Genomic DNA, 20141 nt, shown 5'->3' with positions numbered 1-20141 from the left:
GTTTCGCTCGACCCCGGCCAAGTCGCGCAAGCGCACTCACTTGACGCCGTGCCGCAGCCGCGTTTTCCAGTACCCGATCAAACCGGGGTGATACCACTGCCGCGACGGTCCCTCACCGGCGCGCGGAACCACGCGTCCGGCAGCGGCATCGCGCAGCGCGGCTTTCATCAGTGACAGCCCCTGCACCAGCTGCAGGATCGGGTAGGTGGCGAAATTGTCGTCCGCCTCGGGCGTGATGGTCGCCTGATACAGGATGCCGCCGGTATCGACGCCCGCGTCCACCAGATGAACGGTGACGCCGCAATGCGCGCGATCATTGTTCGCCAGCGCCCAATAGCCACCATGCACCCCGCGATAGGCCGGCGTGATGCCCATGTGCGTATTGATGAAAGGCGCATCCACGGCCGCCAACAATTTTTGCGACAGGATGCGTGTGCCGTTCACCACCACAGCCTGGGGCGCATGCTGGCGCAGACGATCCGCCACGCCGCGCCCGTTGGCGCTGGCGACACGACGGATCACCTGCGTGGGAATCGGTGCGTCCGACAAGCCGTGCCGATGCAGAAGCTGTTCGATACGCGAGCGGGACGCGCGAACAAGCAGCCGGCTGTACAGGATGAAACCGAGTTGTCCCAATGTCTGCATTACGCCGAGCTTGCGGGCGCGATGGCGCAGCATCCTGAGCGCCGAAGGTTTGTCTTCGAGCACCACCTCGACGACGTCGAACTCCTCCCGAAGGCCGTGGTACATCACCCGCGTGGACAACCCATCACCGGCGAGCAGCACGATCCGCGCCCTAGCCGACATGCATGCGTTCCAGCAGCGCCGCGACCTCACCCATGTTGCGCGACTGCATCCCGTGGCGCTGACGGAGCTGGTCGTAGTGGATCAGGATCTTCCGCAGAAAATCGAGGTTGCGCTTCACGTCGGCCCCGAAGTTGTGCGGATGCCACCACAGGTGGAACAGCCGATTTTCGGTCGCGGCCTCGTGCATGGCGCGCTTGATGCGATGCAGCCGCAGGCTCTCCAGCGGTGCGAGTGAACGCGAACACGGACGCAGGAATCGACTGGCCGGAATGTCGAACGGCCGGCTGCGCGCACACTCCTCCAGGCTGTAGGTGTTGTGGCCGCTGAGGTTGATGTAGGTATCCAGCAAGCGCAACGCGCGCACCAGCGGACTCTGCCCCTGCTGGTTTCTCGGCTTGTAGAACGACATCCTTTCGTTGCCCCGGTAACAGGCAATACCCAATTCGTCGAGCACCGGAAGGTAGGCCGGGTTCGCCTGGTTGCGCGGAAACACCAGGCTCGTGGTGGGAATGCCTACGCCCTTCGCAACCTCCACCGCGGCGCGCAGGTCGGCGCGGAATGACTCGATGGTCTGCCCTTCTTCCAGACAGTAGTAGTGCGAGAACGTGTGCGTGCCGACCTCCTGCCCGGGGCAACGAAGGATCTGCTCGATCGCGTCAGGCGCGAAGTGGTAGAGGTCGTCATCACCCCACGTGCGTTCGTCGATGTAGCGATAGGACGAAAGCTGCTGGTTTTGGTAATCCGGCAATACGCCCGGCAGTTGCTGCCGCAACTGCGCGATGTCCTTGAAGAACAGGAACCCGAGCGTGGCCCAGGTGGCGTGAATGCCGTGGGTCTGGAACAGGTCGAGAATGCCGCGAATGGCATCGCGTTCGCCGCGCAGGTTCGCTCCGTAGTCCTCGAAGCTGCGGCTGTCGCGCACGCCCCAATACAACTCCAGATCCAACGAGACAGTGAATACACCCGGCATATGTCAGCCACACCTCGTTAGTCAGGACGCCGTCTCCTGAAGCATTGGCGGTACCGACGCACGATCGAGTCAAGCCGCGATACCGCCGGCTCATCTCCCCGTGTTTATTCGCAAGGCGTGCGTCGAGCGAATTGATCGTATTCTCAGGGCAGAACCTGAAGGGGCGATGAGGGGCATCGCCGGCCTTGCCGTGGCCTCATGGCGATATCGCCGCGTTTCCAAGCTCCCATTGTTGGGCAGGTGGCGTGAAAATCGTGGGGTTGTCGGGAAATTGAGGTGAACGGGGGCTGTTGCTGGTTTTAGGGCGAGGCGCGCGCGGGATGCGTCGAGTGAGGTGGAAGAATCCGTCCGCGCCCCTTCACCACCAGCAAAACACGCGCTTTTCGATGCGCTGCACTGAGGCGTGAGGTCCGCGGGGATTGTTGGGGCCATTCATGGGCCCAACCCCTTCGCGCTGCGGGGCCAGCCTTCGGCTGTCCTTGTCGCTCAAAACGTCCGCTTCAATGCGCCGCACTGTTGCGTGACGTCCGCGGGGGATTGTTGGGCCCATCCATGGGCCCAACCCTTCCGCGCTGCGCGCTCCAGGGCCAGCCGTTCGGCTGTCCAATTTTGTTCCGGACAAAATTGTCGAACCAAGAGGGTTCGTCCACACCTCTCTCTCCGCCAGATACGCAAAACGCCCCTTTCGGGGCGCTTTGCGTATCTGGCGGAGAGAGAGGGATTCGAACCCTCGATAAGGCTTTTGACCCTATACTCCCTTAGCAGGGGAGCCCCTTCAGCCTCTCGGGCATCTCTCCGGATTTTTCGCCGCACTGCTGCGGAGCCGGCAAGGATACTGACCGGCGGGCTCGAGGTAAAGGCTTAATTCAGTGATCGTGTTCGGTGGGCGCGTCCGGCGTGCCGCCGGCATCGTTTTCGCCCTTGATCCGCTGATAGATTTCTTCGCGATGGACGGCGACGGTCTTGGGCGCGTTGATACCGATACGCACCTGATTGCCCTTTACTCCGAGAACGGTAACGGTCACCTCGTCGCCGATCATCAGGGTTTCACCGACCCTGCGGGTCAGAATCAACATGATTTTGCTACTCCATTAATGCTGTTGTTCACAGGCCTGCGGTGGGAGGAACCTCACCCCTGAGTTCCTCGTTGCGCAGTTCGACGATTGATCCGTCGAAGGCCCTCTCGCCTTCCCGGCTCACAGCCAAAACACTCCATGGCGTCCTGACTGGCGACACCACCGTTACCGGTGGCGCCGACACTGTCATTGATACTAACTGAGCGTCATTACCACGCGCAATGCGCGGCAACAGTAACTAATGGCATAGGCAAGCTCGCGTTCATGCTGGCTTATTGGGCCGACACCCATTGCGGCAAAGCCGCCAGCAAGGCAGGCAACCCGGGCGCATCAGAACCGCCACCCTGCGCCATGTCGGCACGCCCGCCACCCTTGCCATCGATCTGTGCCGCGACGTGGCCAACGACGTTGCCCGCCTTGATCCGCTGCAACGCCTTGCCGTGCACGCCCGCGATCAACGACACCCGGCCGTCGGAGGCGCCAGCCAGCAGAACAACGCAATCACCGAGCTGCTGCTTGAGCTGGTCGACGCTGTCGCGCAACGACTTGGCATCCAGCCCTTCCAGCCGCGCCGCCACCACCTTGATGCCGTCGATATCAACGGCACTGCCGGCCAGGTCCGCGGTAGCGGAACCGGCGGCCTTGCTGCGCAGCGCGTCCAGCTCACGCTCGAGTTTTTTCTGGCGATCGAACAACTGGCGCAGCTTTTCGACCGCGTCGTCACCACTGCTGGAAAGCAGATGCGCGAACTCGGCCAGACGGCGCTCTTCGTCCGCCACCCAAGCCAGCGCGCCCGCACCGGTCACAGCTTCGATACGTCGCACGCCGGAGGCCACGCCCGCTTCGCTGGTGATCTTGAACAGGCCGATGTCGCCGGTGCGGCCCACGTGGGTGCCACCACACAGTTCGGTGGAGAAATCGCCCATCTTCAGCACGCGCACTTCGTCGCCGTACTTCTCGCCGAACAAGGCCATCGCGCCGAATTCGATCGCTTCGTCGTAGCCCATGTTGTGGATTTCCGCGGTGGCGTTGCGGCGCACTTCGGCATTGACCATCGCCTCGACCCGCTGCAACTCCTCCGCGCTCATCGGCTTGAAATGGGAGAAGTCGAAACGCAGCCGCTCCGGTGCCACCAGCGACCCCTTCTGCGCCACGTGATCACCCAGCACCTGACGCAACGCCGCATGCAGCAAATGGGTGGCCGAATGATTGAGCACGATCGCCTGCCGGCGCGTGGCATCCACGCGCGGCGCCAGCAGATCGCCGGTGCGCAATGGCTGCGCGCCATGCCAGCGGCCGGCGTGACCGAAGAACACGCCGCCCATCTTCAAGGTATCGTCGACGTCGAAACGGCCGTGGGCGTGGATCAGTTCGCCCTGGTCGCCCACCTGGCCGCCGGACTCGGCGTAGAACGGCGTGCGGTCGAGAATCAGCAGCGCCTCCTCGCCTTCGTCCAGCTGGTCCACCTGGCGACCATCGCGAACGATGCCGAGCAGCTTGCTGCCTTCGCTGTGCAACGCCTCGTAACCCAGGAACACGGTGGGTTTCAGCTGGCTGGCCAGTTCCGCCGGCATCTGTCCCCTCGCTTCGAAGCGGCCGGCGGCGCGAGCGCGCTGGCGCTGTGCGTCCATGGCCTGCTCGAAGCCATCCATGTCCACATCGAGGCCGCGCTCGCGCGCGATGTCGGCGGTGAGATCGACCGGGAAACCGTAGGTGTCGTACAGCCGGAACGCATCGTCGCCGGCGATCGTGCGGGTGGATTTCTGCGCCACCTCATCGAACACGCGCATGCCGTGCTCCAGGGTCTCGCCGAAGCGATGCTCCTCGGTGCGCAGGGCGTCCTCAACGAACGCCTGTTTTGCGGCAAGCTCCGGATACGCCACACCCATTTCGGCGACCAGCGGCGCGACCATCTTCCAGAAGAAGTCGCCGCGCACGCCCAGCATCCAGCCATGGCGCAGGGCGCGGCGGATGATGCGACGCAGGACGTAGCCGCGGCCTTCGTTGGACGGCAGCACACCATCGACGATCAGGAAGGAGCAGGCGCGGATGTGGTCGGCAATCACGCGCAGCGACTTATTGGCCAGATCCGCCGTGCCGGTGAACTCGCCCGCCGCGCGGATAAGGTTGGCGAACAGGTCGATCTCGTAATTCGAATGCACGTGCTGCAACACGGCGGCGAGGCGCTCCAGGCCCATGCCGGTATCCACGCACGGTGCCGGCAGCGGGCTCAGCGTGCCATCGGGCGCGCGATCGAACTGCATGAACACCAGGTTCCAGATCTCAATGTAGCGGTCGCCATCCTCGTCTGGCGAACCCGGCGGACCGCCGGCGATGTCGGCGCCGTGGTCGTAGAAGATCTCTGTGCACGGTCCGCAGGGGCCGGTGTCGGCCATCTGCCAGAAATTGTCGGACGCATACGGCGCGCCCTTGTTGTCGCCGATGCGCACGATGCGCTCGGCCGGCACGCCGATTTCCTTGTTCCAGATGTCGAACGCCTCGTCGTCGGTCTGGTACACGGTGACCCACAACTTGTCCGCCGGCAGCTTGAACACTCCGGTCAACAACTCCCATGCAAACACGATCGCATCGCGCTTGAAGTAATCGCCGAACGACCAGTTGCCCAGCATCTCGAAAAACGTGTGGTGGCGGGCGGTGTAGCCCACCGCATCGAGATCGTTGTGCTTGCCGCCCGCGCGCAGGCAACGCTGCACATCGGCGGCGCGGACGTATCCCGGCTTTTCGCTGCCCAGGAACACGTTCTTGAACTGCACCATGCCGGAGTTGGTGAACAGCAGCGTGGGGTCGCTGGAAGGCACCAGCGAGCTGGACGGCACGATGGTGTGGCCCTTGGCGCGGAAATAATCGAGGAAGGTGGAGCGGATTTCGGAGGTTTTCATGCGGATCAGGAATGGCGGACGACAAAAGGCCACACCGTGACGCGCCCCGGCGGTTTTCTCCATGATCCCGCGGGGGTTTCAGGAAATATCGTCGGCGGCTTCGTCCACATCGGCGTGGGTAACACGTCGTACTGTGGCGGCGGCAAAGCCGCGGCGCAAGAGGAATTGCGCCCGGCGGTTGCGTTCGGCGGGGTCGGATGTGCCCGCGCAGCCATAGCGGCGGCGCAGTTGCGCGGCGGCGGAAGTGTCCCAGTCGACCTCGGCTTCGTCCATCAATTCGCGAATGCGGGCGTCGGCCAGGCCGTGGCTTTTCAGCTCCACCCGCAGGCGCATCGGGCCGTAACCCTGGCTGATACGGCTGCGCAACAACACTTCGGCGAAACGGTCGTCGTCCTGATAGTGCTGCTCGCCCAGACGATCGATCGCGTCGGTGGTCTCCTCGCCTTCATAGCCGCCCTGGCGCAACTTGGTTTTCAGCTCCTTGCGCGAATGTTCGCGGCGCGCCAGCAGGCCCAGCGCCTTGTCGTAGGCGCTGCGTTTGGGCTTGGCGGGATCATCCGGGCCGGGACGGCGTTTCATGTGCGTGCACATCCGATGGGGCTGGATCGCGCCAACCGTTCGCCCCGAGCGTAGTGCAACGGCGTCGCAAGAGGCTTGCCAGCCACCAAACGCACATGGCCCGGACGAGCCGGGCCATGTGCTGCAACGTATCGCTGCCGAACGGGGATCACGCTTCCTCGAGGGCCTCTTCGGCGGCAGCCGCGGCGGGCTTGCCGACCGGCACCAGCAGGCGCTCGCGCAGCAGGCGGTCGATCTCGTTGGTCATGTCCGGGTGTTCGCGCATGTACTGGCGCACGTTCTCCTTGCCCTGGCCGATGCGGTCGCCGTTGTAGCTGTACCAGGCGCCGGATTTCTCAATCAGGTTCTGCGCCACGCCCAGCTCGATGATCTCGCCTTCGCGCGAGGTACCTTCGCCGTAGAGGATCTCGAACTCGCACTGGCGGAACGGCGGCGCCACCTTGTTCTTGACCACCTTGACGCGGGTTTCCGAGCCGATGATCTCGTCGCCGCGCTTGACCGCGCCGATGCGGCGGATGTCCAGCCGCACCGAGGCGTAGAACTTCAGCGCGTTGCCGCCGGTGGTGGTTTCCGGGCTGCCGAACATCACGCCGATCTTCATGCGGATCTGGTTGATGAAGATAACCAGCGTGCCGGATTTCTTGATGTTGGCGGTGAGCTTGCGCAGCGCCTGGCTCATCAGGCGGGCGTGCAGGCCGACGTGGGAGTCGCCCATCTCGCCTTCGATTTCCGCCTTCGGGGTCAGCGCGGCGACGGAGTCGACCACCACCATGTCCACCGCGCCCGAGCGCACCAGCATGTCGGCGATTTCCAGCGCCTGCTCGCCGGTGTCGGGCTGGCTGATCAGCAGGTCGGCCACGTTGACGCCCAGCTTTTCGGCGTAGGTGGGATCGAGCGCGTGCTCGGCGTCGATGAACGCGGCGGTACCACCGGCGCGCTGGCAGCTGGCGATCGCCTGCAGCGTCATGGTGGTTTTGCCGGACGATTCCGGACCGTAGATCTCGACCACCCGCCCACGGGGCAAACCGCCGACACCGAGGGCGATATCGAGGCCCAGCGACCCGGTGGACACCGTCTCGATGGCCTCGTTGACGCGGTCGCCCATGCGCATGATGGCGCCCTTGCCGAACTGCTTTTCGATCTGGCCGAGGGCGGAGGTGAGCGCCTTGCGCTTGTTGTCATCCATCGTAGGTATTCCGGTTGGGCTGTGAATGGAAGCATGATGCCCGGGCGGTGTCTCACGGGCTGCGATAAGGGTTGATTATCCCACACCGGTCAAGCCGGCCTTGCGGGCCACGTCGCCCTATTCCGTCAGCGTTTTGCGCAAGCCCTTGAGCGCCGCCGCCACGGTTTGCCGTCGCACCGCCTCGCGGTTGCCGGAAAACTGGAAAAGCTGCGCATGCGCGTAGCCGCCGCGGCGTTTCCAGCCGATCCAGACGGTGCCGACGGGCTTGTCCGCGGTGCCGCCTGACGGTCCGGCGATACCGGTCACCGCCACCGCAACGCCCGCGCCCAGACGCGCCAACGCGCCAGAAACCATCTCCAGCACCGTCTCCTCGCTGACCGCGCCGGTCTGTTCCAGCGTGTGCGGATTGACGCCCAGCAAAGCCTCCTTCGCCTCGTAGCTGTAGGTGACCACGCCGGCATGGAACCAGGCCGAGCTGCCCTCCAGGTCGGTCAGCGTCTTGGCGACCCAACCGCCGGTGCAGGACTCCGCCGTTACCAGCATCAGCCGGTGCTGCAGCACCTCGGTGGCCACCTCGGCGGCCAATGTCATCAATTGGGCGTCGGTGGGAATGGACGACGATTCCATGCAACTCTCCGTACGGGAATGCGCGGTGCCGCGCATAAGCACGCTGTTCTACCCGCTCAAGGCGATCACGCCAAGCCCCGTCCCGTCCGGTGCCGCACCATCAACCGCCGAAACGCTCGCGCAAGCTGGCGCGATAGCGGCGACTGCAGGGGATCGTGGTGCCGTCGCGCAGTGTCAGGCGGGCGTCGCCGGTGTCCAGCGGCTCGATCTGCACGAGGTAATCCAGGTTGACGAAATAGCTGCGGTGCACCCGCGCAAAGCGTTCGGGGTGCAGCCGCTCGCTGATCGCCGCCATGGTCGTGCGCAACGGATAGTCGCGGCCGCGCACATGCAGGTTCACGTAATTGCCCGACGCCTGCAGCCACTCCACCTCGCTGGCGTTCAACAGGAATTCCCGGCCCAGCTTGCGCACCAGGAAGCGATCGGGCCGATCGACCGGCTCCGCCGCCTGGCCCTCATCCGGCTCGACCAGCAGTCGCGCCTCGCCCTGCCAGCGCATGAGCCACAACCGCGACAGGCAGATCAGCGCGATGATCAGGAAATAGGTGCGGATGTCCTTCAGGTACTCGTAGCCCCATTGCGCGCCGAAGCGGTATTGGGCGTCGGCCAGTGCGTAAGCCAGCTTGCGCAGCGCCACCATACCGGCCACATGCACCACGCTGAACGGGATGGTGGCCAGTAAATGCAGCGGCAGGCTGCGCCGCCAGGTGTCGAAGCGGACGGGCCAGCGGCGTTCCAGCGCCACCACCAGCGGGATCAGCGCCAGGATGAGCAGGCCGCTGCTGCATTCCGACACCCACGGCTCCCATGCGGCCGCGCGGGCATGGTCGATGCGCGCGACCAGACCGTTGAACACCGTATTGAGGACGACCAGCGTCACCCAGAAGCCGACTTCGATGGGCCGCCGCCAGCGCTGGAAGTCGCGGAAATCGAAATGCGGCTGCTGGTTCATGCTCGGATTCTACGCAAAGCATCACGCACCGTCCCCGCCGCCCGCGATCCGTCACCGGGACGGATCGATTGGTCACTTTGCCAGCGATGGCGCGCTTTCGCTGGCGCACCATGGCCCCACTTCTCCCGCGCCGGACATTCCCATGCATCGCCGTGACCTGCTCAAGGCCGCCCTGGCCGCCCCGCTCCTTTCGCTGTTGCCAGCCCAGCGCCTGTTGGCCAGCGCCCCCGAGTTCGTGCCGCTCCTGCAGCGCAAGGTTCGCCCCGGCGAACCGGGCTGGCCCAGCGAGGCACGTTGGGACGAACTGCGGCGCAAAACCGGAGGTCGCCTGCAGAAACTGCAGTCGCCATTCGATCCCGAAGCGCCGGCGGCCGTCAGGGCCGAGGCAGTGAAACACCTGAAGAATCCGTTCTACCTCGGCGACCAGCCGGCCCTGACCCAGACCAGCGGCTGGGCCGACGCGTGGATCTCCCGACCCAGCGTCTACGCGGTGGCTGCCGAGACGGCAGCCGACGTCGCCGCAGCCGTCGATTTCGCCCGCGAGCACCGGCTGCGGCTGGTGGTGAAAGGCGGCGGCCACAGCTATCAAGGCACCTCCGACGCTCCCGACTCGCTGCTGGTATGGACGCGGCACATGAACCAGGTGCAGATGCACGACGGCTTCGTTCCGCGCGACTGCGCCGTGGCGCCCCAACCGGCGGTGAGCGTGGGCGCCGGCGCCATGTGGATCGATGCGTACACCGAGGTGACCACGCGCGGCGGCCGCTACGTGCAAGGCGGCGGCTGCACCACGGTGGGTGTGGCCGGGCTGGTGCAGAGCGGGGGCTTCGGCAGTTTTTCCAAGCGTTGGGGCACGGCCGCGAGCAACCTGCTGGAGGTCGAAGTGGTCACGGCCGACGGCCGGGTCCGCGTGGTCAATGAAAACCGGGACCCTGACCTGTTCTGGGCCATCAAGGGCGGTGGCGGCGGCAGCCTGGGCGTGGTGACGCGGCTGACGCTGCGCACGTTCGAGTTGCCCGAGTTCTTCGGCGGCGCGTTCGGTCGCATCAAGGCATCCTCGCCCGCCGCCTTCCGCGCCTTGATTGCCGAGGCAATGCGCTTCTACCGCGAGGCGCTGTTCAACCCGCACTGGGGCGAGCAGATGACGCTGAGTGACGGCGACACGCTGGCCATCTCCATGGTGTTCCAGGGCCTGACCAGGGCCGAGGCGGAAACCTGCTGGGCGCCGTTCATGGCGTGGGTGGCGGCGCGCCCGGAGTACACCGCCGTCGAACCGCTGAAGGTGCTGGCCGTGCCGGCGCGGCATTTCTGGGACGCCGAATTTTTCCGCCAGCACGCACCCGGAGTAATGGTGGCGGACGACCGCGCCGACGCGCCGCGCAACCACGTGCTGTGGGCCGGCGACCAAGGCCAGGTCGGCTGGTTCATCCACGCCTATCAGTCAGCCTGGCTGCCCGCCACGCTGCTTGAAACCAACACGAAGCTGGTCGACGCCCTGTTCGACGCCTCGCAGGCATGGAACGTGGGGCTTCACTTCAACAAGGGTCTGGCCGGCGGCGCGCCCGATGCGATCAAGCGAGCCCACGACACGGCCACGCACCCGGACGTGCTGGGCGCGTTTGCGCTGGCGATCATCGGCAGCAGTGGCGATCCCGCCTTCCCCGGCCTGCACCGCACGCCGCCCGATCTGGCCAGGGCCCGGCGCGACGCCAGCGGCGTGGATCAGGCGATGGCCGCCTTGCGCAAGGTGGCGCCCGGCGCCGGCTCCTACGTCTCCGAAAGCGACTATTTCCTGCGCGACTGGCAGCAGGGTTTCTGGGGCGCGAACTACCCGCGGCTGGCGCGCGCCAAGCGGCGCCATGATCCCGATGGCCTGTTCGTGGTGCACCACGGCGTGGGCAGCGAGGCGTGGAGCGCCGACGGCTTCGTGCCCAACACGCGCAGCTAGTAGGTAAGAAGCCACGGCGGGACGAAACAACGGGCGGCCAGAGCGGCTACGATGGCACCCCCAATGTCGACCGCCACTGCCCAAAGAACGCGCTCTTGAAAGAACACACACCCTTCATGCGGCAATACCTCGCGGCCAAGGCCGAGCACCCGGACGTGCTGCTGTTTTTCCGCATGGGCGATTTCTACGAGCTGTTCTACGACGACGCCCGCAAGGCGGCGCGGCTGCTGGACATCACCCTGACCCAGCGCGGGCAATCCGCCGGCGCGCCGATCCCGATGGCCGGCGTGCCGTATCACGCGGCAGAGAATTACCTGGCGCGGCTGGTGCGGCTGGGCGAGTCGGTGGCGATCTGCGAGCAGATCGGCGACCCGGCGCAGGCCAAGGGCATCGTCGAGCGCAAGGTGGTGCGCATCATCACGCCCGGCACGGTGACCGACGCGGCACTGCTGGAGGACCGGCGCGACAACCTGCTGCTGGCCATCCACGCCGGCCACAACCATGCCTACGGCCTGGCCTGGGTGGACCTTTCCAGCGGCCGTTTCCTGCTCAGCGAAGTGCCCACCGCCGAGGCACTGGCGGCCGAACTGGCACGACTGCAGCCGGCCGAGACGCTGGTGTGTGAGGACGTGGCCTGGCCGCGCATGGTCAGCGCCCTGCCCGGCCTGCGCAAGCGTCCGCCGTGGCATTTCGACGTGGATGCGGCGCGGCGCGAACTGAACCGTTTCTTCCGCACCAGCAGCCTTGGCGGCTTCGGCGTCGACGGCCTGCCATTGGGCTTGGCCGCCGCAGGCTGCCTGCTCGGCTATATCGAGGAAACCCAGAAAAGCGCGCTGCCGCATCTCACCGGCATGGCGGTGGAAGCGGCCAGCGAAACCATCGCGCTGGACGCCGCCACGCGACGCAACCTGGAGTTGGACACCCACCCCAGCGGCCGCACCGAACACACCTTGCTGGGCGTGCTCGACGAAAGCGTCACACCGATGGGCGCCCGCGCGCTGCGCCGCTGGCTGACCCGCCCGCTGCGCTCGCGCGAAGTGCTGCGCCGCCGCCACCAGGCCATCGGCACCTTGATCGACGGCCGCCGCCATGAACCGCTGCGCGAACAGTTGCGCGGCATCGGCGACCTGGAACGCATCCTGGCCCGCGTGGCGCTGCGCTCGGCGCGCCCGCGCGACCTGTCCACCCTGCGCGATGGCCTGGCCACCGCGCCGCAGTTGCGCGAACAGATCGCCGCGATGGACAGCCCGCTGCTGCGCGACCTGGTCGAACGCATCGGCGACCACGCGCAAACCGCCGACCTTCTGGCCCGCGCCATCGTGCCGCAGCCACCCGTACTGCAACGCGACGGCGGCATCATCGCCGACGGCTACGACGCCGAACTCGACGAACTGCGGCGGCTGTCCACCCACGCCGACCAGTACCTGGTGGAGCTGGAGGAACGCGAGAAAGCCGCCAGCGGCATCACCACGCTGAAGGTCGGCTACAACCGCGTGCACGGCTATTACATCGAGATCAGCAAGGCCCAGTCCGACAAGGCGCCCACGTACTACACGCGGCGGCAGACCACCAAGAACGCCGAACGCTACATCACCGAGGAGCTGAAGAACTTCGAGGACAAGGTGCTCTCGGCGAAAGAGCGCTCGCTGATGCGCGAACGCGCGCTATACGAAGCGCTGCTCGACACCCTCACCGAAACGCTGGAACCGCTGAAATCCGCTGCCGCCGCGATCGCGGAGCTCGATGTGCTGGCCACGCTGGCCGAGCGTGCCGAGGCGCTGGACTGGAGCGCGCCGCGACTCACCGACGACCCCGGCATCACGATCGAACGCGGCCGCCATCCCGTCGTTGAGAAAGTGCGCGACGAACCGTTCGAACCGAACGACCTGGTGCTGGACGACCACCGCCGCATGCTGGTGATCACCGGCCCCAACATGGGCGGTAAAAGCACGTATATGCGGCAGAACGCGCTGATCGTGCTGCTGGCCCACATCGGCAGCTACGTGCCCGCGACGCGCGCGGTGATCGGCCCGATCGACCGCATCTTCACCCGCATCGGCGCCGGCGACGACCTCTCCCGCGGCCAGTCCACCTTCATGGTGGAAATGAGCGAAACCGCCAACATCCTGCACAACGCCACCGAGAACAGCCTGGTGCTGATGGACGAAGTCGGCCGCGGCACCAGCACCTACGACGGCCTCTCGCTGGCCCGCGCCGCCGCCGTGCACCTGGGCCAGCACAGCCGTGCGTACACGCTGTTCGCCACCCATTATTTCGAGCTGACCGAACTGGCCACCACGTACACCGGCATCGCCAACGTGCATCTAGACGCCGTCGAATACGGCGAACAACTGGTATTCATGCACGCGGTCAAGGAAGGCCCAGCCAATCGCAGTTTCGGGCTGCAAGTGGCGGCGCTGGCCGGCCTGCCGAAATCGGTGATTGCCGATGCGCGGCGCACGTTGGCGGAGCTGGAGAAGGGCATGCATCAGCATGCTGGTGCGCCAGTGTCGTCACCGGAAACATCGCCACAGTTGGGGTTGTTTGCATCGACGCAACCATCCGCCGTGGAGCGGGCGCTGGAGGATATCGATCCGGATGCCATGACGCCGCGTGAGGCGCTGGAGGCGTTGTATCGGCTGAAGGCGTTGGGGTGAGCTGAAAGGCGCCCTCATCCGCCCTGTCGGGCACCTTCTCCCGCGGAGCGGGAGAAGGGAGCGGTGAAGTTTCTTGAGGTCGTGGGGCGCGCGCCCCGAATCAGCGCAACCAAATCCCTTCTCCCGCTTGCGGGAGAAGGTGCCCGAAGGGCGGAAGATGGCCCGCTTTTTTGCGCCACCTCAGCGCCCATCCTTCATCCGCATCAACTCCCGCCGCGCATGCTTGTCCGGCCGCTTCACCGGCCCGCTCGCCCCCACCAGCCGCCGCTGCTCCCGCGCCGCCTCACGCAGCGCCATGCTGGCTGCCGTCTCGCCATACAAACCTTGCGCCACCGCTGCCGGCCCGCGCTTGTCGGCCAGCGCCAGCACATCCACCTCCAGCTTTTCTTCGCCGCGGCTGATGTTCAACCGGTCGCCCGCATGCAGCACCTTGGCCGGTTTGCAGCTGCCACCGTTGACCTGAATCTTGCCGCCATCGATGGCCTGCTTGGCCAGGCTGCGGGTCTTGAAGAAACGCGCGGCCCACAGCCACACGTCGACGCGCACTTCGGGGATCGGGGTCTGCGGCTTGTTCATGCCTGCCATTTTGGAGTGTTCTGCGCCCGCCGCAACCGCCACTTCTCGACAGTGCCGCCACGCGCATCAGTTATCCTGACGGTCCTTTTTCTGCGGCTCCGCATCGCCCGACCATGACCAACGGCCTCAACCAGCGCGATTTCACCCTCGATCCCGAAGACAACGCCCGCCTGGCGAATCTGTCCGGTCCGTTCGACGAACACCTGCGGCAGATCGAGTTGCGCCTGGGCGTGGAGATCAACCATCGCGGCAGCATCTTTCAGGTGATCGGCGAGGACGTGGCCACGCGCGCGGCCGAGAAAGTGTTACGCGCGCTGTACGCCAGCACTGAGGACGAATCGCTGACCGGCGCCCGCATCAACCTGCACCTGGCCGAATCCGGTGTCGACGCGATCACGGCGGATGCCGCCGAGAACACGCCCGAAGTGCTGATCAAGGTGAAGCGTGGCCTGATCAAGGGCCGCGGCGCCAACCAGGAGCGCTACCTGCACGCCATCGCCACCCACGACATCAATTTCGGCGTGGGCCCGGCCGGCACCGGCAAGACCTACCTGGCGGTGGCCAGCGCGGTCGAGGCACTGGAGGCGAATCGGGTGCAGCGCCTGCTGCTGGTGCGTCCGGCCGTCGAGGCCGGCGAAAAGCTGGGCTTCCTGCCCGGCGACCTGTCGCAAAAAGTCGATCCCTACCTGCGCCCGCTGTACGACGCGCTTTACGAGATGCTGGGTTTCGAGCGGGTGGCCAAGCTGATCGAACGCAACGTGATCGAGATCGCCCCGCTGGCCTATATGCGCGGGCGCACCCTCAACGATTCCTACGTGATCCTGGACGAGGCGCAGAACACCACCGTCGAGCAAATGAAGATGTTCCTCACCCGCATCGGCTTCGGCACGGTGGCTGTGATCACCGGTGACGTCACCCAGGTGGATCTGCCGCGGCAGACCAAATCCGGCCTGCGCCAGGCCGTGGAAGTGCTGCGCGACGTCAACGGCATCAGCTTCACCTTCTTCACCTCGCGTGATGTGGTGCGCCATCCGCTGGTGGCGAAAATCGTGCGCGCGTACGAGGCGTTCGAGCAGAAAGACGGGGACGCCGAATGAGCCACCACACCCCTGTAGGAGCGACTTCAGTCGCGACCGGCCCGAAGAAGGAAGCGTCGCGACCGAAATCGCCCCCACAAGAAAACGTACACCTCCATGTCGGCTACGCCGTACCCCGCGCCGGCGTACCGGCAGCGGCCAGCTTCCGCCTCTGGGTCGAGGCCGCGCTGCGCGGCGCACGGCGGCGCAAATCCACCGAGCTGGCGATCCGCATCGTCGACACCGACGAAGGCCGCGCACTGAACCGCGATTACCGGGGCAAGGATTACGCCACCAACGTGCTGTCGTTTCCCGCCGAACTGCCGCCCGGCGTGGCGCTGCCGCTGATCGGCGACCTGGCGATCTGCGCGCCCGTGGTGGCCCGCGAAGCGGCCGAACAGGGCAAGCCACTGCGCAACCATTGGGCGCATCTCACCGTGCATGGCGTGCTGCACCTGCTGGGCCACGATCACATCGAGGAGGCGCAGGCCGAAGCCATGGAAGCGCTGGAAACCCGCATCCTGGCTGGCCTGGACATCCCCGATCCGTACACTCCCGTGTAGGAGCGCATCCTGAGCGCGATCGGGAGCGCCACGCGGCCACCGAAGCCCAAACCCTTGCCCATGCCACTGAACCGTCAAAATTTTTCCGCTAGAATCGGCCTTCCGCCCGTTTTCGGGCTGAATTCAAACGAGTAATGAACGACGACCCTGGTAGTACCAGCGGCCCGGCCCACCGTACCTGGTGGGATCGACTGGGCCATCTTTTTGCTGGCGAAGCCCGCAACCGCGACGAACTGCTCGACGAACTGCGCGCCGCCCAGACCAACGGACTGTTGTCCGCTGACACCCTCACCATGGTCGAGGGTGCGATCAAGGTCACCGAACTGAGCGTGGACGATGTGATGGTGCCGCGCGCGCAGATCGTGATGATCGCCGCCGAGTCCACCCTTCCCGACATCCTTGCCGCCGTGGTCGAATCGGGCCATTCCCGCTTCCCCGTGCATGGCGAGGACAAGGACGAAATCCTGGGCATCCTGCTGGCCAAGGATCTGCTGAAGTTTTTCGGCAACGGTGCCGACTTCGATATCCGCGCCATCCTGCGCCCGGCCGTGCTGATTCCCGAATCCATGCGGTTGAACGTGCTGCTGGCCGAGTTCCGCCTGTCGCGCAACCACATGGCGCTGGTGGTGAACGAGTACGGCGGCGTGGCCGGGCTGATCACCATCGAGGATGTGCTGGAACAGATCGTGGGCGAGATCGACGACGAACACGACGACGAGGAAGAACCCGTCCTCATGTACGCCCAGCCCGGCGGCGATTGGCTGGTCAGCGCGCTGACCCCGATCGAGGACTTCAACGAAGAGACCGGCGCCGCGTTTTCCGACGAGGAATACGACACCGTGGGCGGCCTGGTCACCTCCGAGTTCGGCCACCTGCCGGAAGTGGACGAGGAAGTGGCCATCGACGATTACCTGTTCCACGTCACCCAGGCCGACGACCGCCGCGTGCAGCAATTCCGCGTCACCCGCCAGGCCGAGTAGATCCTTGCGGATGCCGCCCCTGTAGGAGCGACTTCAGTCGCGATGCTCTTTGCCCGATCAGCGAAAAGCATCGCGACTGAAGTCGCTCCTACAAGTACCGCCTCAACTACCGCAACCGGAACCCTGCGATGACACCCCTGCGCCACATCGCCCTCGCGCTCTTCATCGCCATGTCATGGCTGCTGGCTTCGCCAACCCACGCCAGCGTCGCCAACGCGCCGGCGGCCAATCTGGAGATCGCGCTGATCACCTACGGCCCGGGCGAAACCTACTGGGAGCGCTTCGGCCACGACGCGCTTCAGGTGCGCGACACGGTCTCGGGTGAGTCGGTCAATTTCAATTACGGCGAGTTCGATTTCGACCAGGAGAATTTCTTCCTGAACTTCGCCCGCGGCCGCATGAACTACATGATGGGCGCGGCGCTCAGCAACATCGACGAAAGCTATTACATCGAGACCGGCCGCTCGATCACCCGCCAACGCCTGGCGCTGACTACGGCACAGGCCGGCGCGTTGCGCGATTTCCTGCTGTGGAACCTGCGCCCGGAAAACAGCCACTACGGCTACGACTACTACGTCGACAATTGCGCCACGCGGGTACGCAACGCGCTGGACCAGGCACTGGGCGGCGCACTGAAGGCCCAGCTCGCAGCGCGGCCCGGTGGCATGACCTACCGCCAGCAAACGCTGCGCCTTATGAGCAACCAACCGGCGCTGATGCTGGTGCTCGACCTGGGCCTGGGGCCGTACGCCGACCACCCGCTGACGCTGTGGCAGGAGAGCTTCATACCGATGGTCTTGCAGCGCGCCGTCGAAAACGTGCGCATCGACGATGGCAAGGGTGGACTGCAACCGCTGGTGTCGGACAGCCGCGTCGTGTCGGCGAACCGTCTCGACACGCCGCCGGCCAGTGCACCCGACCTGCGCGGGCCATTGGCGCTGGCGGGCTTGGGTATCGCTTTGCTGATGCTGCTGGCGCGACGCTTCTGGCCCACCGGATTCACCCTGCTGGGGATGCTCTACGCGCTGGCCGCCGGAATCGTGGGGCTGGTGCTGCTGGTGTTGTGGACGCTGACCGCGCATCACTCGGCCTGGGCCAATGCCAACCTGCTGCTGTTCAATCCGCTGGCCTGGCTGTTGCTGCCTTCGCTGTGGCGCGCGCGCCGTGGCATAACCCCATCGCGTTTCATCGACGGCGTGATCGCGGTGCAACTGCTGGCGACGATCGTCGCGGTCGTGCTGCACCTGCTACCCGGCGTAGTGCAGCAGAACCAGCCCTGGCTGCTGTTTGCGCTGCCGATCTGGCTGATGCTGGCCTGGCGTTTGCGTCGCCCCTGCTAGGGCAACACCCTAAGTTTCATTGCCCCACTTGGGGCAGCGGGGCATCATGCGTCGATGAATCTCGCCCCGCCACCCGTTGCCCCGTCCACGCCGCCCGACCAGCAAGTGGTCAACTGCATCGCCTATCGGCGCGATGGCCAACGCATCGGCGAGATCACGCTGGATGAAATCAGCGACGTGCTGGTGCAACCCGACACCTTCGTCTGGGTTGGTTTGTATGAGCCCGACGAAACGCTGCTGGAAAAAATGCAGGAGGAGTTCGGCCTGCACGACCTGGCCATCGAGGATGCGCACAACGCCCACCAACGCACCAAGATCGAAACCTACGGCGATTCGCTGTTCATGGTGGTGCAGACTGCCCAACTCACCGGCGGCGAACTGACCTTCGGCGAGACGCATATCTTCCTCGGCCCGCGCTACCTGGTGACCGTGCGGCACGGCGCATCGATGTCGTACGCGCCCGCACGACGCACCTGCGAGCACACTCCCGAACTGCTGGCGCTAGGGCCCAGCTACGGCCTCTACAGCGTGCTCGACTTCATCGTCGACAACCTGTTGCCGATCGTGCGCGACTTCCGCGAAGAACTGCAGCAACTGGAACAGGACATCTTCGCCGAAACCTTCAAACGCACCACCGTGCGTCGCCTGTACGACATGCAACGCGACCTGATGACCCTGCGCCTGGCGGTGGCACCGTTGCAGGACATCATCAGCCAGCTGGTGCGGCTGCACCCCAACCTGATTCCCGACAAGCTGCGCGCCTATTTCCGCGACGTCTACGACCACGTGTTCCGCGTCAACGAGTCGATCAGCGCCATGCGCGAGATGCTCACCGCCGCCATCAACGTCAACCTCTCGCTGGTCACCTTCGGCCAGAACGAAGTGATGAAAAAACTCGCCGGCTGGGCCGCCATGCTCGCCGCCCCGACCCTTCTCACCAGCTGGTACGGCATGAACTTCACCCACATGCCCGAACTCAGCCGCCCCTGGGCCTACCCCGCCATCATCGTGGTCATGGGCTGCATCGTGGGCGGCATCTACCTGGGGTTGAAGCGGGCGAAGTGGTTGTGATGACGCTCCTACGGAACCTCAGCCCTCTGTAGGAGCGACTTCAGTCGCGACAGGACTACCAGGTCGCGGCTAAAGCCGCTCCTACAAAGAATCTCATGCCCTATGTAGGAGCGACTTCAGTCGCGACGGGACTGCGGGGTCGCGGCTAAAGCCGCTCCTGCAAAGAATCTCATGCCCGCTGTAGGAGCGACTTCAGTCGCGACCTGGCTGCGCTGTCGCGGCTGAAGCCGCTCCTACAGCGGCAACTTCGGCGCCACGACGGGTCAGTCGAGCCCCTCGATCGCTCCTTCTCCATCCATGAAGCACGCATCCCAATAGGGATAATCCATCACCGTTTCAGCCAACCCTGCGCGCACCGGATTGGCCACGATGTAGCGAGCCGCGCATCGGACGGATTCATCGCGGCGCAAAGCGCGATCATGAAACCCTTTCGCCCAGAGCGGCTTGACCTGTCGATCGTGTATTCCGGCTAGCCGCGCCGTCACACCCTTCATTCGCTGCATGGCGACAGCCAGTGTTTCGCCGCCCCCAAATTCCACCAGCCCATGCCAATGGTCCGGCATCAATACCCAAGCCAAGCAACGGCTGGGAAACCAACGCTCCGGAGATGAAAGCGAACGGGCCACCAACCGGGCCACGTCGGCATCAAGAAAATATGGCCTGCGCAGATAGGTGACCGTAGTGAGCAAATAAACCTGGCCAGCGAACGAACGGCGCCCGATCCGCAAGCTGTGGTGTCCCTGACCCGACGTCATGATCATCCGGTCAACGTGACGGAAAACCGATGACGCGGGAATGGGCCCAAGCGGTTCTGCCTGTGGTTACCGGAGGAA

17 protein-coding genes and 1 tRNA gene are annotated in these 20141 nt (G+C 65.3%); 7 read left to right on the top strand and 11 right to left on the bottom strand.

The window, feature by feature from the left end:
- Window positions 1-36 precede the first annotated feature (36 nt).
- From ASD22_RS01440 to ASD22_RS01400, 9 genes are all read right to left on the bottom strand, one after another.
- Window positions 37-807 carry a formyl transferase gene (locus ASD22_RS01440; protein WP_056077965.1) on the bottom strand — a complete coding sequence of 257 codons (771 nt, stop codon included), beginning with the start codon at window positions 805-807 and terminating at the stop codon, window positions 37-39.
- Entirely contained in the window at window positions 797-1777 is a 981-nt protein-coding gene (locus tag ASD22_RS01435) for a polysaccharide deacetylase family protein (RefSeq protein WP_056077963.1), read from the bottom strand. Before ASD22_RS01435 ends, ASD22_RS01440 begins: the two co-directional genes overlap by 11 nt.
- A 704-nt stretch (window positions 1778-2481) precedes the next feature.
- Window positions 2482-2574, bottom strand: a tRNA-Ser gene (locus ASD22_RS01430).
- A gap of 69 nt (window positions 2575-2643) precedes the next feature.
- Window positions 2644-2853, bottom strand: coding sequence for a carbon storage regulator CsrA (csrA, locus tag ASD22_RS01425; protein ID WP_056077959.1), 210 nt, complete (start codon window positions 2851-2853; stop codon window positions 2644-2646).
- A 272-nt stretch (window positions 2854-3125) separates the two neighbouring features.
- Entirely contained in the window at window positions 3126-5753 is a 2628-nt protein-coding gene (gene alaS / locus ASD22_RS01420) for an alanine--tRNA ligase (protein WP_056077956.1), read from the bottom strand.
- A 78-nt stretch (window positions 5754-5831) separates the two neighbouring features.
- Window positions 5832-6332 (bottom strand): regulatory protein RecX, encoded by a 501-nt coding sequence (locus ASD22_RS01415; RefSeq protein WP_235577470.1) that lies wholly within the window; start codon window positions 6330-6332, stop codon window positions 5832-5834.
- Between the two features lie 148 nt (window positions 6333-6480).
- A complete protein-coding gene (gene recA, locus ASD22_RS01410; protein ID WP_056077948.1) occupies window positions 6481-7518 on the bottom strand; it encodes a recombinase RecA in 1038 nt (345 codons plus the stop codon).
- A gap of 117 nt (window positions 7519-7635) precedes the next feature.
- A complete protein-coding gene (locus ASD22_RS01405; protein WP_056077945.1) occupies window positions 7636-8145 on the bottom strand; it encodes a CinA family protein in 510 nt (169 codons plus the stop codon).
- Between the two features lie 100 nt (window positions 8146-8245).
- A complete protein-coding gene (locus ASD22_RS01400) occupies window positions 8246-9097 on the bottom strand; it encodes a LytTR family DNA-binding domain-containing protein (RefSeq protein WP_056077942.1) in 852 nt (283 codons plus the stop codon).
- Window positions 9098-9239: 142 nt separating this feature from the next.
- Here ASD22_RS01400 and ASD22_RS01395 point away from each other — a divergent pair, with 142 nt between their 5' ends.
- Both ASD22_RS01395 and mutS read left to right on the top strand, forming a co-directional pair.
- Window positions 9240-11045 carry an FAD-binding oxidoreductase gene (locus ASD22_RS01395; protein WP_056077939.1) on the top strand — a complete coding sequence of 602 codons (1806 nt, stop codon included), beginning with the start codon at window positions 9240-9242 and terminating at the stop codon, window positions 11043-11045.
- 116 nt (window positions 11046-11161) lie between these two features.
- Complete coding sequence (gene mutS, locus ASD22_RS01390; RefSeq protein WP_056077937.1) at window positions 11162-13702, top strand: DNA mismatch repair protein MutS; 2541 nt, start codon at window positions 11162-11164, stop codon at window positions 13700-13702.
- Between the two features lie 180 nt (window positions 13703-13882).
- Here the strand turns inward: mutS and ASD22_RS01385 are convergent, their stop codons facing one another.
- Window positions 13883-14278 (bottom strand): S4 domain-containing protein, encoded by a 396-nt coding sequence (locus ASD22_RS01385; protein WP_156458303.1) that lies wholly within the window; start codon window positions 14276-14278, stop codon window positions 13883-13885.
- A gap of 113 nt (window positions 14279-14391) precedes the next feature.
- Between ASD22_RS01385 and ASD22_RS01380 the strand changes: the two genes are divergently transcribed.
- The 5 genes from ASD22_RS01380 (at window position 14392) to corA (ending at window position 19308) form a co-directional block, all read left to right on the top strand.
- Window positions 14392-15375, top strand: coding sequence for a PhoH family protein (locus ASD22_RS01380; RefSeq protein WP_056077931.1), 984 nt, complete (start codon window positions 14392-14394; stop codon window positions 15373-15375).
- Window positions 15372-15917, top strand: a complete 546-nt coding sequence (ybeY, locus tag ASD22_RS01375) for an rRNA maturation RNase YbeY (RefSeq protein ID WP_235577469.1) — start codon at window positions 15372-15374, stop codon at window positions 15915-15917. Before ASD22_RS01380 ends, ybeY begins: the two co-directional genes overlap by 4 nt.
- A 134-nt stretch (window positions 15918-16051) precedes the next feature.
- Window positions 16052-16897, top strand: a complete 846-nt coding sequence (locus ASD22_RS01370; RefSeq protein ID WP_056077928.1) for a transporter associated domain-containing protein — start codon at window positions 16052-16054, stop codon at window positions 16895-16897.
- Between the two features lie 128 nt (window positions 16898-17025).
- Window positions 17026-18237, top strand: coding sequence for a DUF4105 domain-containing protein (locus ASD22_RS01365; RefSeq protein WP_056077925.1), 1212 nt, complete (start codon window positions 17026-17028; stop codon window positions 18235-18237).
- Between the two features lie 54 nt (window positions 18238-18291).
- A complete protein-coding gene (gene corA / locus ASD22_RS01360; protein WP_056077921.1) occupies window positions 18292-19308 on the top strand; it encodes a magnesium/cobalt transporter CorA in 1017 nt (338 codons plus the stop codon).
- A 263-nt stretch (window positions 19309-19571) separates the two neighbouring features.
- On the opposite strand, the gene ASD22_RS01355 is transcribed toward corA, so the two are convergent.
- Entirely contained in the window at window positions 19572-20069 is a 498-nt protein-coding gene (locus ASD22_RS01355) for a transposase (RefSeq protein WP_235577468.1), read from the bottom strand.
- Window positions 20070-20141: the final 72 nt, after the last annotated feature.

The sequence above is a fragment of the Rhodanobacter sp. Root480 genome (assembly GCF_001426645.1).
Classification (GTDB): Bacteria; Pseudomonadota; Gammaproteobacteria; order Xanthomonadales; family Rhodanobacteraceae; genus Rhodanobacter; species Rhodanobacter ginsenosidimutans.
This window is presented reverse-complemented; position numbering and strand designations above follow the sequence as displayed.

Excerpts from the sequence above, each read along its gene's own strand:
- ASD22_RS01440 (WP_056077965.1), bottom strand. The coding sequence starts at position 807 with ATGTCGGCTAGGGCGCGGATCGTGCTGCTCGCCGGTGATGGGTTGTCC.
- ASD22_RS01435 (WP_056077963.1), bottom strand. The coding sequence starts at position 1,777 with ATGCCGGGTGTATTCACTGTCTCGTTGGATCTGGAGTTGTATTGGGGC.
- csrA (WP_056077959.1), bottom strand. The coding sequence starts at position 2,853 with ATGTTGATTCTGACCCGCAGGGTCGGTGAAACCCTGATGATCGGCGAC.
- alaS (WP_056077956.1), bottom strand. The coding sequence starts at position 5,753 with ATGAAAACCTCCGAAATCCGCTCCACCTTCCTCGATTATTTCCGCGCC.
- ASD22_RS01415 (WP_235577470.1), bottom strand. The coding sequence starts at position 6,332 with ATGAAACGCCGTCCCGGCCCGGATGATCCCGCCAAGCCCAAACGCAGC.
- recA (WP_056077948.1), bottom strand. The coding sequence starts at position 7,518 with ATGGATGACAACAAGCGCAAGGCGCTCACCTCCGCCCTCGGCCAGATC.
- ASD22_RS01405 (WP_056077945.1), bottom strand. The coding sequence starts at position 8,145 with ATGGAATCGTCGTCCATTCCCACCGACGCCCAATTGATGACATTGGCC.
- ASD22_RS01400 (WP_056077942.1), bottom strand. The coding sequence starts at position 9,097 with ATGAACCAGCAGCCGCATTTCGATTTCCGCGACTTCCAGCGCTGGCGG.
- ASD22_RS01395 (WP_056077939.1), top strand. The coding sequence starts at position 9,240 with ATGCATCGCCGTGACCTGCTCAAGGCCGCCCTGGCCGCCCCGCTCCTT.
- mutS (WP_056077937.1), top strand. The coding sequence starts at position 11,162 with ATGCGGCAATACCTCGCGGCCAAGGCCGAGCACCCGGACGTGCTGCTG.
- ASD22_RS01385 (WP_156458303.1), bottom strand. The coding sequence starts at position 14,278 with ATGAACAAGCCGCAGACCCCGATCCCCGAAGTGCGCGTCGACGTGTGG.
- ASD22_RS01380 (WP_056077931.1), top strand. The coding sequence starts at position 14,392 with ATGACCAACGGCCTCAACCAGCGCGATTTCACCCTCGATCCCGAAGAC.
- ybeY (WP_235577469.1), top strand. The coding sequence starts at position 15,372 with ATGAGCCACCACACCCCTGTAGGAGCGACTTCAGTCGCGACCGGCCCG.
- ASD22_RS01370 (WP_056077928.1), top strand. The coding sequence starts at position 16,052 with ATGAACGACGACCCTGGTAGTACCAGCGGCCCGGCCCACCGTACCTGG.
- ASD22_RS01365 (WP_056077925.1), top strand. The coding sequence starts at position 17,026 with ATGACACCCCTGCGCCACATCGCCCTCGCGCTCTTCATCGCCATGTCA.
- corA (WP_056077921.1), top strand. The coding sequence starts at position 18,292 with ATGAATCTCGCCCCGCCACCCGTTGCCCCGTCCACGCCGCCCGACCAG.
- ASD22_RS01355 (WP_235577468.1), bottom strand. The coding sequence starts at position 20,069 with ATGATCATGACGTCGGGTCAGGGACACCACAGCTTGCGGATCGGGCGC.